Source organism: Pontibacter fetidus, from assembly GCF_010119545.1.
Lineage (GTDB): Bacteria > Bacteroidota > Bacteroidia > Cytophagales > Hymenobacteraceae > Pontibacter > Pontibacter fetidus.
Map to the genome: position 1 here is coordinate 1 of NZ_JAAEAA010000028.1, position 15,101 is coordinate 15,101.

At 49.5% G+C, this 15,101-nt stretch carries 12 protein-coding genes; all 12 read right to left on the bottom strand.

Annotated features, from left to right (window positions below; all coding sequences use genetic code 11):
* Positions 1-320: 320 nt before the first annotated feature.
* Positions 321-1,781: an NADH-quinone oxidoreductase subunit N gene (locus GWO68_RS16295; RefSeq protein ID WP_162347538.1), complete on the bottom strand. Its 1,461-nt coding sequence runs from the start codon at positions 1,779-1,781 to the stop codon at positions 321-323.
* Positions 1,782-1,786: 5 nt separating this feature from the next.
* Entirely contained in the window at positions 1,787-3,382 is a 1,596-nt protein-coding gene (nuoM, locus tag GWO68_RS16300) for an NADH-quinone oxidoreductase subunit M (protein WP_162347539.1), read from the bottom strand.
* Entirely contained in the window at positions 3,379-5,265 is a 1,887-nt protein-coding gene (nuoL, locus tag GWO68_RS16305; RefSeq protein ID WP_162347540.1) for an NADH-quinone oxidoreductase subunit L, read from the bottom strand. The genes nuoM and nuoL overlap by 4 nt, the downstream gene beginning before the upstream one ends.
* Positions 5,266-5,271: 6 nt before the next feature.
* Positions 5,272-5,565 (bottom strand): NADH-quinone oxidoreductase subunit NuoK, encoded by a 294-nt coding sequence (gene nuoK / locus GWO68_RS16310; protein WP_162347576.1) that lies wholly within the window; start codon positions 5,563-5,565, stop codon positions 5,272-5,274.
* 11 nt (positions 5,566-5,576) lie between these two features.
* Positions 5,577-6,122 carry an NADH-quinone oxidoreductase subunit J gene (gene nuoJ / locus GWO68_RS16315; RefSeq protein ID WP_162347541.1) on the bottom strand — a complete coding sequence of 182 codons (546 nt, stop codon included), beginning with the start codon at positions 6,120-6,122 and terminating at the stop codon, positions 5,577-5,579.
* Between the two features lie 4 nt (positions 6,123-6,126).
* Positions 6,127-6,642, bottom strand: a complete 516-nt coding sequence (gene nuoI / locus GWO68_RS16320) for an NADH-quinone oxidoreductase subunit NuoI (RefSeq protein WP_162347542.1) — start codon at positions 6,640-6,642, stop codon at positions 6,127-6,129.
* 259 nt (positions 6,643-6,901) lie between these two features.
* A complete protein-coding gene (gene nuoH, locus GWO68_RS16325; RefSeq protein ID WP_162347543.1) occupies positions 6,902-7,864 on the bottom strand; it encodes an NADH-quinone oxidoreductase subunit NuoH in 963 nt (320 codons plus the stop codon).
* A complete protein-coding gene (nuoG, locus tag GWO68_RS16330) occupies positions 7,834-10,569 on the bottom strand; it encodes an NADH-quinone oxidoreductase subunit NuoG (RefSeq protein ID WP_162347544.1) in 2,736 nt (911 codons plus the stop codon). Before nuoG ends, nuoH begins: the two co-directional genes overlap by 31 nt.
* Complete coding sequence (gene nuoF / locus GWO68_RS16335; RefSeq protein WP_162347545.1) at positions 10,551-11,852, bottom strand: NADH-quinone oxidoreductase subunit NuoF; 1,302 nt, start codon at positions 11,850-11,852, stop codon at positions 10,551-10,553. Before nuoF ends, nuoG begins: the two co-directional genes overlap by 19 nt.
* Positions 11,853-11,869: 17 nt before the next feature.
* Positions 11,870-12,334, bottom strand: a complete 465-nt coding sequence (gene nuoE, locus GWO68_RS16340) for an NADH-quinone oxidoreductase subunit NuoE (protein ID WP_162347546.1) — start codon at positions 12,332-12,334, stop codon at positions 11,870-11,872.
* 161 nt (positions 12,335-12,495) lie between these two features.
* Positions 12,496-14,247, bottom strand: a complete 1,752-nt coding sequence (nuoC, locus tag GWO68_RS16345; protein ID WP_162347547.1) for an NADH-quinone oxidoreductase subunit C/D — start codon at positions 14,245-14,247, stop codon at positions 12,496-12,498.
* Between the two features lie 166 nt (positions 14,248-14,413).
* Positions 14,414-15,052 carry an NADH-quinone oxidoreductase subunit B gene (locus GWO68_RS16350; protein WP_162347548.1) on the bottom strand — a complete coding sequence of 213 codons (639 nt, stop codon included), beginning with the start codon at positions 15,050-15,052 and terminating at the stop codon, positions 14,414-14,416.
* Positions 15,053-15,101: the final 49 nt, after the last annotated feature.

Sequence of the window (15,101 nt, forward strand, 5' to 3'; positions counted from 1 at the left end):
TATTGAAAAATATAGCCTTGAACATCGCCAGAAAATGTAGCTTCCACTCTATGAAGGATGCGATCACAGCTTTTGCCAACAAAATAACACTGATGGCTAAATACATTAGAACTTAACGACCCTGCCCCTTTGAAGGGGGTAGGGGGATGAACAACGGTACCTATAGCACTTATATTTCTCCCGGTGGTCGTAATGACAATTTATAAACAATGATGAGAAAAATCCCCATCCTGAGACAAGAAGGGTTAAGGGTAGTTGGATGAAACGAAATATAACTCCAGCCTAATCCAACAATCCATCAAATCTTAAAAATCTTAGTCCTACTTACTCACAATCTCCGGTACACTCACCAACACATTCTGAATAAGCTGCACCAAACCCGTTGGATAAACACCCACATAAACCAGCAGCAGCGCCAGCACAGCTAATGTTCCGGCACTGGCTACGTAAACAGATGGTCGTAACCGGATAGCTGGTTCGCGTTCTGTTTCAGGTTGCTGGAACATAACGGCGATGATCTTGATGTAGTAGTACAGACCTATGACACTGTTAAGTACTAGCATCACTACCAGTAACCAAAGTTGGTCGTTTATACCTGCAGCGATGATGTAGAACTTACCAACAAAACCGGCTGTGAGCGGAATTCCGGCGAGTGAAAGCAACATCGCAGAGAATACAGCAGCTGTCCAGGGGCGACGCCAAAGCAGGCCTTTGTAGTCTTCCAATAGCTCCGCATCACTGTTCTTATCCGAAAGCATCGCCACTACACCAAAAGCCCCAACGCTGGTAATAAAATAAGCCACCAGGTAAAAAGTCACAGCTTCTACGCCCATCTGATTACCGGCCATAAAAGCCACTAAAATATAACCAAGGTGCGAGATAGATGAGTAAGCAAGGATACGTTTTACGTTCTTCTGCATAAGCGCCAGCAGGTTACCTGCGAACATGGACGCAATAGCAACTATAGTTAAGATCGTAACCAGCACCGGGTAACGGAATCCATCCACTTCCATGAAGAATCGAATCAGCAAGCCCAGTACACCACCCTTGGAAACAGTGGCAATAAAAGCTGTAACCGGAGCAGGTGCACCTTCATACACATCCGGCGTCCACATATGGAAAGGCACAACACCCAGCTTGAAACCAACCCCGATCAGCATCATGCCTATTCCTGTAAGTAACAACAGTGGCAATTCCTGCATGCCGGCTATACTTGCAGCCAGTCCAGAGAAAACCATGGTGCCTGTACTAAAGTAAACCAGCGCCATCCCGAACAGCATAAAAGCAGATGAGAAAGCTGCTAGGATCAGGTATTTAATACCGGCTTCGTCGGAGCGGGGACGGGTGCGTAGGTAAGGAATAAGCGCGTAAAGAGAAATACTCAAAATTTCCAGGCCCAGGAACAGCGATGCAAAGTGTGTACTGATGACGAGCACGCAGGCACCCAGCGTGGCAAGCACCAACAGCAGGTAGTATTCCTCTTTCCGCTCTTCGCGCTGCTCAAAATAGGCATACGACAGCATACTCACGAGTAGCGACGTCAGCAGGATCAACCCAATATAGAACACCCCAAATCCATCAATCACAAACATTGGCTCGATGATATAAGCCGTTGTGGTGCGCAGCTCGTATAGCGAACCAAATGCTGCAATAAACGACAGCGCCGTAATCACATAAATGATTTTATGGTTGCGCCACGCAGCGATTACCAGCATCGAAACAAGTACCGCAAAGGTGAGAATCAGCAGCGGCATCAGGTATATGAAATCAGTCTGGCTCATATCTTTTAATTTGATGATTGGAAGATCTGGAGATTTGAAAATGCTCGCTGATTTATAGCTAGTTGGTTGATGTCTATAGTTGCATCAGGTTGCCGGTGAAATGCAGTTTTAGGCTCGGCTATAGTTGGCTCTGGTGCTGTATAAGCCTGTAGCTGTTCGTTTATAGATGGTTTAGCTGTATTCAGGATAGGTTGCGGATACAGACCTAACCAGAGCAGGCCAAGTACCATCGGTACAGCGATCAGCATTTCCCTGAAGTTTAGGTCACGGAAGGATTCGTGCTGTGGGCCGGGCTCGTAAAATACTTTCTGCATGATTCGGAGTGAATAAGCCGTTGCCATTACGATTCCTATAGTTGCAAAAACAGTCAGCCAGTTGTTGGCCTGCCAGGAACCGACCAGTGTCAGGAACTCCGCTATAAAATTACCCAGACCCGGAAGCCCCAGCGATGCCATCACAAACACCAGCGCGATAACACCCATCTTCGGAGCTTTGGCCCAGAAGCCACCCATTTGGGTAATATCGCGGGTATGGATGCGCTCGTACAGGAAGCCGGCAAGTATAAATAGAGCACCAGTGCTCAAGCCATGCGCGATCATTTGCATCACCACACCCTGCAGTGCCCATTCGTTAAAGGCAAAAACACCCAGAATTACAAAGCCCATGTGGCTCACCGAAGTATAGGCAACCAGCCGTTTCAGGTCGGTTTGGGAGTACGCAACTACAGCCCCGTAAATGATACCGATCACACCCAGCAGCATCGCCCATGGCGCAAACTCTACAGTGGCAGTCGGGAAGAGCGGCAGCACAAAGCGCAGTAAACCATAAGCGCCGGTTTTAAGGAGCAATCCGGCAAGTATAAGACTACCAGCAGTGGGTGCCTGCGAGTGCGCATCGGGCAGCCACGAATGAAACGGCACGACCGGCAACTTTACCAGGAATGCAGCCAGGAAACCGAACATGAGCAAGCGTGCTGCAGCAGGGGCAAGCGGCGTGTTTAGTAAATCAAAATAGTTAAAAGTATAAGTGCCTGTTTCGGAGCCGTAGATGAAGTATAAACCAAGTATAGCCAGTAACATCAGCAGTCCGCTTGCCTGTGTGAACAGGAAGAATTTATAAGCTGCATAGGTCCGGTTCTCATGGCCCCAAACCCCGATCAGGAAATACATTGGTATCAGCATCACTTCCCAGAAAAAGTAGAACAGGAACAGGTCCATGGTCAGGAACACGCCGGTAATACCAGCCAATACCCAAAGCAAATTAAAATGGAAGAAGCCGGTTTTGTTTTTTATCTCTTTCCAGGAGATGAGCACGGCTAGCAAGCCCAGGAAGAAAGTCAGCACCAGCATCAGTAAACTCAATCCGTCCAGTGCCAGGCTAAAGCTTACGCCCCATTGCGGAATCCAGGGCACTTCGTAGCGCAGCAGCCAGGCTGAATCAGCAGGGGCTTTTAAAGTTATCCAAACATAAACTATAAGTATCAGGTCAAGCAACACAGCGGCCAGTGCCACCCAGCGGGGCAGTTCCGGGTTTAGTTTTTTGGAGAGCCAGGCCAGCAGTCCGCCAGCCATCAGTATCACAATCAGCCAGACGAGTATCATAGGAACAGGCTTATAGTTAGAATCATGATCGCACCGACCACAATGCCGGCCACATAGTTGCGAAGCACACCGTTCTGAGTTTCTGAGAACATCACATGGAAGCCTTCGGCCAGGCGGGCAAGTCCGGTGTAGAAGCTGTCGATAAAGTCACGTTTGTTGAGCTTGGAGATGAACACGTAAGGCTGCACGATCAGGGCATCATATAGTGTATCGAAGCCCCAGCCTGAGTGCCAGAAGCGGTGCAGTGCCATCGCAAAACCAGAGCGTTCTATACTTGCCAAAAGCTGCGGACTCTTGATGTAAAACAGGTACGCCACAAGCACACCACCCAATGAAACTACAGCCGCAATCAACTGGAACATCCATTCGTTTGCAGCCAGTCCTTCGTTGGCAGAGATACCCGGCAGCACTGGTGCCAGCAGGTCAGAGAATAAGGTAACGTGCCCAAAGTTGTGCGGTAACTCAATAAATCCACCGACCAGCGAAAGTATAGCCAAAATAATAAGCGGTATAGTTATGACCTTGCCAGGTGGATGCTCCAGGTGCGTTTTGCTTTCCCCGAAGAAGGTGATGAATACCATCCGGAACGTATAAATAGAAGTGATAAAAGCTCCGAACAGACCAGCCAGGTATAGCCACAAGTTGCCATTCTCGCCAGCCAGTGCATACCACAAAATCTGATCTTTGCTGTAGAAACCTGCGGTGATAAGTGGCAGTGCCGCCAGCGATGCTGCGCCGATCAGGAAGGTCCAGTACACGACGGGCATTTTGTGCCGCAGGCCGCCCATTTTGCGCATGTCCTGCTCGTGGTGCAGTGCCATAATAATAGCCCCGGCACACAAGAAGAGCAGCGCTTTAAAGAACCCGTGAATCATAAAGTGGAAGATACCAGCCGACCAGGCACCCACGCCAAGCGCCAAAAACATGTAGCCAATCTGGCTGATGGTGGAGTAGGCGAGTACTCGTTTCAGGTCGTATTGGGTAAGGGCAGAGAAGCCGGCTAGCAGCAAAGTAACAGCACCAACTATAGCCACTATAGTTTGTGCCATCGGAGCCAGTTCAAAGATCACATACATCCGCGCGATCAGGTACACGCCTGCTGTAACCATAGTAGCCGCGTGTATCAAAGCAGAAACAGGTGTAGGACCAGCCATGGCATCGGGTAGCCAGGTTTGCAACGGCAACTGACCGGATTTACCCACCGCACCACCCAGCAATAACAACGCAACTATAATAGCCATTTGTGAGCCAACACTCCAGACCTCAGGGGCTTCTGAAAGTATAGTTTGAATGTGCAGCGTACCGAAAGTCTGGAACAGCATGAACAAGCCAATGGCCATAGCAGTATCGCCGACGCGGGTAATAATGAAGGCCTTTCGGGCAGCGTAACCATTCTCTGGCTCTTTGTACCAGAACCCGATGAGCAGGTAAGAGCAAAGCCCAACACCTTCCCAGCCTAAGTATAAAAGCAGGAGGTTGTCAGCCATTACCAGCATCAGCATAGAGCCTACAAACAGGTTCATGCACGCAAAGAAGCGGGAATAATTCTGGTCGTCGGCCATGTAGGCGGTGGCGTAAAAATGAATGAGCGCTCCTACAAACGTGATCACGAAAACAAAAACTATAGACAATGCATCTACATGGAAAGCGATAGAAGGAGAGAAGCCCGCCACATTAAACCACTGCCATACTTCCTGGTGGTAAAACTCCGGTCGGTTACTCAGAAATTCTATACCTAACAGTATGGTTATGAACGCAGAAACCGCCACACTTCCCACACCAAGTATAGCCACCAGTGCACGCGACAGGCGGGTGCCAAAAAGGATCAGCAACAAGGCTCCCAGAAACGGTAGCGCAGGTATAAGCCAGAGTAGATTTTCCATAGTCGGTTATCCTTTCATTAAGTTAGCGGCATCACTGTCCAGGGTTTTGAGCTGGTGGTAGATCTGAAGTATAAGCGCAAGCCCCACCGATACTTCGGCGGCAGCCATAGTGAGTATAAAAATGAACATCACCTGCCCGTCGGGTTGCACCCACTTGGAGCCGGCAACTATAAAAGCGAGCCCGGCAGCGTTCAGCATGATCTCGACTGAAATGAGCATGAAAATGATGTTGCGACGAATGAGTACGCTGATCAGGCCCAGCATAAAAAGTACGCCAGCCAGCATAAGTGCAGCTTCCATGTGTGCGGGTGTCATATGGCTGCGCTCCTTTCTTCTTTTGGTTGTAAGAACCGGTGCACCACTTTTTTCTTCTGCCGGCCCAGGTGGTAAGCGCCAACTATACCAGCCATTAAAAGTATACCGCATAGCTGTACGCCCAGCATATAAGGTCCGTACAACGACATGCCCACTAATCTAGCATCCACGGCTACCAAAGCTTCTGTTGGTTGGGTATCAGGAGCTAAAATGATGTATGCCAGTTCAGCCAGCAACACCAACGAAAGTATAGCCGGACCAACCCAAACCTTTGGCGTAAGCCATTCTTTTTCTTTATCCACATCTTCGTGCGTCAGGTTCAGCATCATGATCACGAAAATGATAAGCACAACTATAGCCCCGGCGTATATGATAACTTCTAAAGCAGCCATAAATGGAGCACCCAGTGTGAAGAATACCACCGCCACAGCCAGGAAAGAAACCACCAGGTACAGCAGTGCATGGATGATGTTGTAGCGGGTTATCGTCATGATGGTAGCGAGTGTGGCAACTGCTGCCGCGAAGTAAAATGTCAGTTCCATGGCCTTAGGGGATTAAACTTTTAACATCTACAGGCGGAAGCTCATTTTCTGCTTCGCCTTTGTCTTTTCCGCCGATGGCCATGCCTGCCACTTTGTAGTAGTTGTAGCCGTGGTACTTGCCCTGGCCGTTTATCAGCAGGTCTTTTTTCTCATACACCAGGTTCTGGCGGTTGTATTCACCCATCTCAAAATCAGGGACAAGCTGGATGGCATAGGTAGGGCAGGCGTCTTCGCAGTAACCACAAAATATGCAGCGCGAAAAGTTGATGCGGAAGAACTCCGGGTAACGGCGTCCATGCTCATCTTCGGTGGCTTGCAGCGAAATACAGTCTACAGGGCAGGCCGCAGCGCACAGGTTGCAGGCAACGCAGCGTTCGCCACCGTCCGGATCGCGGGACAGCACAATGCGGCCGCGCCAACGGGTCGGAAGTATAGCTTTCTGCTCGGGGTACTGTATGGTGTCCCGCTTATGGAACGCATGCAGAAATGTGAGCCACATACTGCGCAACAAACTAAACATAGCTGCTCCTTTCTTTTAAGTGCTTTTCAAACTGTCCCCTTGAGGGGACCACAGGGGTGTTTACACCTGCGGATAATTACTTTTGGCAAAGACATTGGGGCTTCCTTTACACCCCTATAGTCCCCTCAAGGGGACAGTTTCTGCTTTTCTTCATTTTTGTCATCTCGACGAAAGGAGAGATTTATCTCAAATTCTAAATAGATTTCTCACTTTGTTCGAAATGACATTATTGAAATCATTACTCATTATTCATTACAAATCACCCTTCCAGCCACAGCACCACCGCAGCAGTTATCATCAGATTCACCAAAGTCAGTGGTAGTAAGATCTTCCAGCCGAACTCCATTAACTGGTCATATCTTGGTCTTGGCATGGATGCACGCAATAGGATGAAGATCATCAGGAAGGCGACTACTTTGATGATGAACCACACGATAGGCGGCAGGAAATCAGGGCCGAGCCAACCGCCAAAGTATAGCGTTACCAACATGCAGGAAATGAGCGTGATACCCATGTATTCCCCGATAAAGAACATCCCGAACTTCATGCCCGAATACTCCGAGTGGAAGCCCGCTATCAGCTCACTTTCTGCTTCCGGAATATCAAAAGGCAGGCGGTGTGTTTCGGCGATGCCGGCGATAAAGAAGATGACAAAACCCAGGATCTGCGGAATGAAAAACCACAAGCCACGCTGTGCTTCCACGATCTCGCGCAGGTTAAAGGAACCGGCCATCAACACCACACCCATCAACGCCAGACCCATAAAAACTTCGTAGGAGATCATCTGCGCCGCGCCGCGCATGGCACCCAGCAAACTATACTTGTTATTTGATGCCCATCCTCCCAGAATGATACTATAAGCACCCATCGACGACATGGCCAGGAAAAACAGCAAGCCGATATTCAGGTCTGCAACTATAATTCCGGGTGCAAACGGTATAACTACAAAGCTGAGCAATACACTTACTACAACTATAGCTGGCGCCAGCACAAACACCGGTTTATCCGAGAATGGAGGTACCCAATCCTGCTTGAAAAACAGTTTAATAGAGTCGGCAGCAACTATAAGCAGCCCAAACGGACCAGCACGGTTTGGGCCGTAGCGGTCCTGCCAGAGTGCCAGCATGCGGCGTTCCACCCAGATGAGGGCGGCTGCCACGTTCAGCATCACGAACAGTACGCCGCCGATGATCAGTAAGTAGTTTGGTGCTGCGGTTTCCATTGCAGTTCTCTGTTAAGTATGGCCCAGGCAGGTAATTCGGCAAAAGGTACTCCAGGCAAGCCAACAGGTAAGCCGGCGGTGCCGCTGGCTATAGTTGTACTTAGCTTTACTGGCAACTGGTAGAGTTGTCCGTCAATGGCAAATGGCATCAGCTGGCCTTCATCCAGTTTCATGCGCAATGCATCGTCGGTGTTAACAGCAATATATGGTTCTGGTATGCGCTCCTGTATCGGTGGCGACTGGTTACTTAATTCTTCAGACCCGAAAATGTGGTGCAACGGAAGTATAAATAGGTGGCCATCCATCGGTTCAAACTTCTCAGGAACAGCTACAGAGAACGACACTTTGTGTTCCGGATCAGGCTCAATCAATCTGATGCCAGGGTCTCCGCCTTTCAGGTGTCCGCCTACTTCTTCCTGGTATTTATTTACTGCCTGGTTCGAGTTCCAGCCCGGGGCCCAGAAGAACGGGATCATGGCCGATGGTGGTTGGCCGCGGTAACCTTCCATGGTATAAGATAGCGGTGAATCCGGGTCTTCGGTGGGTTTTGGTTCGCTTACGTTAATGTTGGCGCGCATGGCAGTTCGCCCGCTAAAACGATGCGGGGCACGTGGTATCTTTTGTCCTGCAATCCGGAAATCAGATGGTGGTGTTACCATTTTTATTCCTTCCATTTCCGGATGTTCTTTCACTATAGCACTCAGGATATCGTCGTAGCCATGCCACCAACTGATCTGGTCGTGGGCAACTATAGTTCCGAGCTCACCCAGCCAGCGCCAGCTTTCCTGTATGTCTTCTATAGTTGGGTGCACCTGGTAAAAGCGCTGCGCCCGTCCTTCGTTGTTGATGAGTGTTCCATCTGCTTCAGAGAATGCTCCGGCAGCCAGCAATACATCGGCATGTTCGGTAGTCTGGTTATGCAGGTAATCCAGCACGATCACTTTTTTGCAGGACTTCAGGAAGTTGGTTACAGTTCCTTCACCAGCCTGACGATATAGGTCGTTTTCAAGTATAATTACCGTATCAGCGTAACCGTTCTCAATGGCTTCGAAAGCAGACTGTAACCTGTGCCCACCAAGCATGGCTAAGCCCATGCTGTTGCTGGTTGGCAGTGTGAACACTATACCTGCGGTTTTCTCTTTAGCTACCAAGGCATTCGCAATATTGGCTGCGGCCTTCAATATAGCTTCGCTACCAGCAGATGTTCCTGAGATGATAACCGGATTTTTGGCTTTCATCAGCGCATCGGCTATCTGCTGCGCTAGGTGCATATCTTCGTTCTTCAGCCCCCTTACACCTGGTGATTCAGGGTAAATGATGTTGGCTACCGCAAAACCTAATCGTGCAATGGCATCCGGGTCTGCGAAGTATGTTTGTGTAGCCAGTTCATCTAGTTTGGTTATAGTTGGAATGGCCATGAAAAGTGGCCCCGTGTCTGATTGAACTAACTCACGTACAGCCGCATCCTGCCAAACCGGAATGTTGGCTTTGGAAACCTGCTCCAGTAATGGTTCCTGTCGTACTGCCTGCCGCACGGCCAGTGCCAGCATCGGTGCAGTGTTAGTCAGGTCTTCACCAAGTATAAATACAGCATCGGCTTTCTCTACTTCCCGCATACTTGGTGTTCGGGCACTGCTTTCCTTTAATATCTTCAGCGAAAGTTCAATCAGGTCATGCTCTGCATCCGAAACTCCGTGGTGGAAATTATCTTCTCCCACCAAGGTCTTTAGCATATAGTTAGACTCCAGCGATGCACGTGCGGAACCGATGCCAATTACCCTGCCTTGTCGCATAGCCTGTGCTGCTGCCTGCAAAGCGGTATACTTGTCGGTTGCTTCGGGTAGGTTGCTTCGGACTAAGGATTTGCGGATGCGGCTTACGCTGTTCACATGCTCATAACCAAATCGACCACGGTCACACAAAAAGTAACCATTCACTTCCCCGTTATATCGATTGGTGATGTTGCGAAGAGTACCATAGCGTTCACCTGCCGAAATGTTACAGCCCAGGCTGCAATGATGACACACCGATGGCGCCATCGTCAGGTCCCATTTGCGGGTATAGTGTTGCTTTAAGGTCTTATCTGTGAAAACTCCTGTAGGGCAAACTTCTGCCAGGTTTCCACTGAACTCGCTTTCCAGAACCCCATCTTCCGCACGGCCAAAGTATAAATGGTTGTGCGCTGCAAATACGTCCAGGTCCTTGCCGCCGGCATAATCTTTATAGTAGCGCACACAGCGGTAGCACTGTATGCAGCGGTTCATTTCGTGGTTCAGAAACGGCCCCAGGTATTGGTTTTTGTAGGTGCGTTTATCAAAAGTATAACTTCTATAATTGTGGCCGGTCATTACGGTCATATCCTGCAAATGGCAGGAGCCGCCTTCGTCGCACACAGCACAATCGTGGGGGTGGTTGGTCATGAGCCAGCCGATAATATGTGCCCTGAACTCTTTGGCTTCGGGGTCTACAATAGAAATGCGCATACCATCGCGTACCTGCTCCATACACGACATAAAGAGCTTGCCCTTGGTATCGTTCTCATCTTTATACACCTTTACCGCGCATTGCCGACAAGCCCCAATAGAGCCCATGGCTGGGTGCCAGCAGAAGTAGGGCACATCCTGGCCCAGCGTCAGGCAAGTCTCCAATAGGTTCTTTCCGGTCGGTACTTCGAAGGGGGTGTTATCTATATAGATGGTTGCCATGCTTTTGCTTTGCTCCAGGGACAGTGGTGTTCGTGAATGTGCCGTTCAAAATCTTCTCTGAAGTATTTCAGAGCGCTCTGCAGGGGTTCCATGGCGCCTGGTGCCAGTGCACAGAATGTGTTGCCGGGGCCAAGGTATTTGGTATGAAAATCAAGTGTTAGCAGGTGTTCGGGTTTGCCTTCGCCTTTATCTATAGCCAGTAAAATCTTCTCTACCCAAGGCAATCCTTCGCGGCAAGGCGTACAGAAACCACACGACTCCTGTGCAAAGAAATGCTGCAGGTTCAGGGTAAAGCCAACCGGGCAGGTCTGGTCATCCATAATGATCATGGTACCAGTACCCATACGACTACCTGCCGCCTGAATAGAAGGATAATCCATGGGCAGGTCCAGATGTTCTTCCACTAAAAAGTCGGTGGATGCGCCGCCCGGTAAAAGCCCCCGGAATAAGTAACCGTCCTGCATGCCGCCGGCATAATCTTCTAGTATCTCACGTATAGTTGTGCCCATCGGTAATTCCCAGCAACCCGGGGTTTTAACTCTTCCACTAACCCCAAAAAGTTTGGTACCAGCATCAACAGTTAAGCCTAGTTTTTTAAACCATTCAGCTCCGTTGTTTACAATGTGGGGCAGGCAGCAAAGGGTCTCGACGTTGTTAACTATGGTTGGCTTCCCAAACAAACCACTTACCTGCGGGAAAGGCGGCTTTGCTCTTGGGTTGGCCCGTTTGCCTTCCAGCGCATTTAATAAAGCAGTTTCTTCGCCACACATATAGCGACCAACCCCGGTGTGCAGGTGCATATCAAGGTTAAAGCCAGAGCCAAGTATATTCTGCCCTAAATAGCCTGCGTCGTAAGCTTCCTGTATGGCTTTGGTAATTTCCCGTGCTGCTACTTTATAAGCCCAGCGCAGGAACACGTAGCTTATACTTGCCTGTATGGCATAGGCCGCTAGGATCATGCCTTCTATCAGCTGGTGCGGATTTCCTTCCAGTAACACGCGGTCTTTAAAGGTGCCGGGCTCCATTTCGTCGGCGTTGGCTACCAGGTATTTTGGTGTGGCAGCATCCGGGCCCATCGGCACAAAGCTCCACTTCAGGCCAGTGTTAAAACCAGCTCCGCCACGGCCTTTCAGGTCCGATTCCTTTACCAGTGCCTGTACTTCCTGTGGCGTCATCTCCTTCAGAATTTTGCGCACAGACTGGTATCCGCCCACCTTCTCATACTCTTTTAAGCTGAGCGGTGCGCGACCGGGTACAATGTGTTGGGTAAGCGGCTTCTCCATAGGCCCGCTTGTTTGGGTTAAGTATACTTGTTCAGAATCTCATCCAGTTGTTCCACCGTCAGGTTACGGTACAGGTCGTTGTCGATCATAAGGGCAGGGGCACAGTCGCAGGTGCCAAGGCAGCAGTTCGGTAACAGGGTAAAGCGGCCATCTGCTGTGGTCTGGCCATACTGTATGTTTAGTTTTTTGTGAAGCGCTTCTTTTATTCCTTCATAACCCATTATATAACAGCTGATACTGTCGCAGAGCAGGATCACGTGTCGGCCCACCGGCCTGCGGAAGATCAGGTTATAAAAAGTAGCCACGCTATCAAGTTCCGCCGGAGACATTCCTACATAGTCGGCCACATCTTTCAGGCTTTCATCTGATATCCAGCCATGGTTGTGCTGCACGATCTTCAGCGCTTCGATACAGGCATTTTTAGGCGCCGGTACCAGGCTTATTTCATGGTCTATCTGATGTTTCTCTTCAGCGGTAAGCATGGGTTTAATTGTTGAATGGTTGATTGTTAAATTGTTTTATCTGCAACTGTAAACACCCCTATAGTCCCCTCAAGGGGACAGTTTATACTTGCAGCCTTTTACTTTTCTAACTTCCAAACTTTCTAACTTGTAACTTCTTAAACTTTCTAACTCTCTAACTCTTACCTGTCAATGTCTGCCAGCACGTAATCCATGGCTCCGAGTATAGAGAGCAGATCGGCTACGGTGTAGCCTTTGCTGATGTAAGGGAGCATCTGCATGTGCGGGAACGATGGAGTGCGGATGCGCACCCGATAAGGCGATGTGTTGCCATCGCTGGTCAGATAGTAGCCGTTGGCTCCTTTGGTTGCTTCTATGCAGCTCATCGCTTCGCCGGCAGGTATAACCGGTCCCCAAGTAACACCTAAAAAGTGCGTGATCAGCGTCTCGATATCGTGCATGGTGTTTTTCTTGACAGGTGGTGTGGTGAGCGGATGATCTGATTTGAACGGGCCATCCGGCATGTTTTTCAGACACTGCTCTACAATGCGAAGGCTCTGGCGCATCTCGGCTACGCGGACTACAGCGCGGTCGTAGCAGTCGCCGTTGCTGGCAGTTGGTATGTCAAAATCAAACATTTCGTAGCCGGAGTAAGGTCGCTTCTTTCGGAAGTCCCAGTCCATGCCGCAGGCGCGCAGGTTTGGCCCCGTCACACCCCATTCTATCGCTTCTTCGGCAGTAAAAATGCCTATGCCAACGGTGCGTGCTTTGAAGATGCTGTTCTTCATCACCATGGCATCGTATTCCTTCAGGCGTTTCGGGAAGTAATCTATAAAGCTTTGCACCAATGCTTCCCAGCCTTTTGGCAGATCCTGCGCTACACCGCCAATCCTGAACCAGTTCGGGTGCATGCGTCCGCCACAGATTCCTTCTATGATATCAAAAATTTTTTCACGGTCTGAGAACATGTAGAAAACGGGAGAGAGTTGGCCTACGTCCTGGGCAAAAGTGCCGTACCATACCAGGTGGCTGGCAATTCTAAAGAGTTCGCAGAGCATGACACGGATATATTTGACACGTTCCGGCACTTCTATACCTGCCAGTTTTTCAACCCCCTGTAAATAAGCGAGGTTGTTCATCACGCCGCCCAGGTAATCTACGCGGTCGGTATAAGGGATATAGGTGTGCCACGACTGCCGCTCGCCCATTTTTTCAGCGCCACGGTGATGGAAACCGATATCAGGAATAGCATCTACTATGTCTTCTCCGTCTAACTGAAGTATAATTCTTAAAACTCCGTGTGTGCCGGGGTGCTGCGGACCAATGTTCAGAAACATAAAGTCACTGTCGTCGCTCTGGCGTTGCAGTCCCCATTCTTCCGGGTTGAATTTTAGCGCTGCCTGCTCCAGGTCAACTTTATCGTCATACAGTTGGAAAGGTCCCATTTCGGTAGCGCGGGCAGGGTGCTCTTTGCGGAGCGGATGACCTACCCAGGTGCGTGGCATGAGGATGCGCGACAGGTGCGGATGCCCAGAGAAACGGATGCCAAACATGTCGTATACTTCACGTTCGTACCAGTTTGCGTTGGCCCACAGGCTGCTTATACTTGGTGCCGTCGGGAAGTCGCCTATTAAGGCTACTTTTAAGCGGATAAATTCGTTGCGAGGAAAGGAAAACAGGTGATAAACCAGCGTGAAACTGGATTTTGGAACATGGTTGGCACCACGGTTTTTGGTACGCTCATCTATAGCGGTCAGGTCGAATAGCAGCTTAAAAGGCTCTGCCACTTCTTTTTTCAGGAAGGTTAGCACATCCACAATTTTGTCCATCGGCGTCCAAAGCGTGAGCATTTCGTCTTTGGTAGCCTGTTGCGTAAAGGCATCTTCGCCGAAGCGTGCCTGTAGCTGTAATAATGTGCTGCTGTTGTTTTCCATGGCCAGGTTCTTTAATTGAGGGGACCAGTAAATTGTTAACTCATGCTAAATCTATAGTTGTTTTATTATGGTAAGTATGTTTTGTGTTTGTTAGACACTCACAGGTCTGAAAGACACTGTGAGGTCACTACTCTTTAACTTCTAAACTCTCTAACTCTTTAACTATCTACAGTTCATCAGGCGACCGGAACTCTGTCATTTCATCCCAGCGTTCGCGTTTGCGTGCTTTTACTTCTATCTTATCTGGTTTTATGACGCCTTGTTCACCAATAGTCCAGCTAAGTGGTCTTCGTTCTTTACCTACACTCTCGGCAAGCAACATCAGGCCTTCCATAAACGCATCGGGGCGGGGAGGACAACCGGGTACATACACATCTACTGGTAAAAATTTATCGACTCCCTGCACCACACTATAGATGTCGTACATGCCGCCGGAGTTGGCGCAGGATCCCATCGAGATCACCCATTTTGGTTCCATCATCTGCTCGTGCAGGCGTTTGATGATCGGGGCCATTTTGATAAAAACGGTGCCAGCAATGATCATGATATCTGCTTCGCGCGGAGTACCACGGATTACTTCTGCACCAAAACGGGCTACATCGTACTTCGGCGTCATGGAAGTAGCCATCTCTACAAAACAGCAACTCAAACCAAAGTGGAAGGGCCACATAGAGTTTTTGCGTCCCCAGGCAACCAGATCCTGCACGGTGGTGAGCATGATACTTTGTTGCACGGTTTCTTCGTAAGAGCTGGTGCCCTTTACAGCGTTGGCAGGTTCTTCCGGTTTACTTAACCACCATTTCATAGGCGTAGAGGTTTGGTGTTATGTATGTCGTATTTCGTCAGTGCATCAG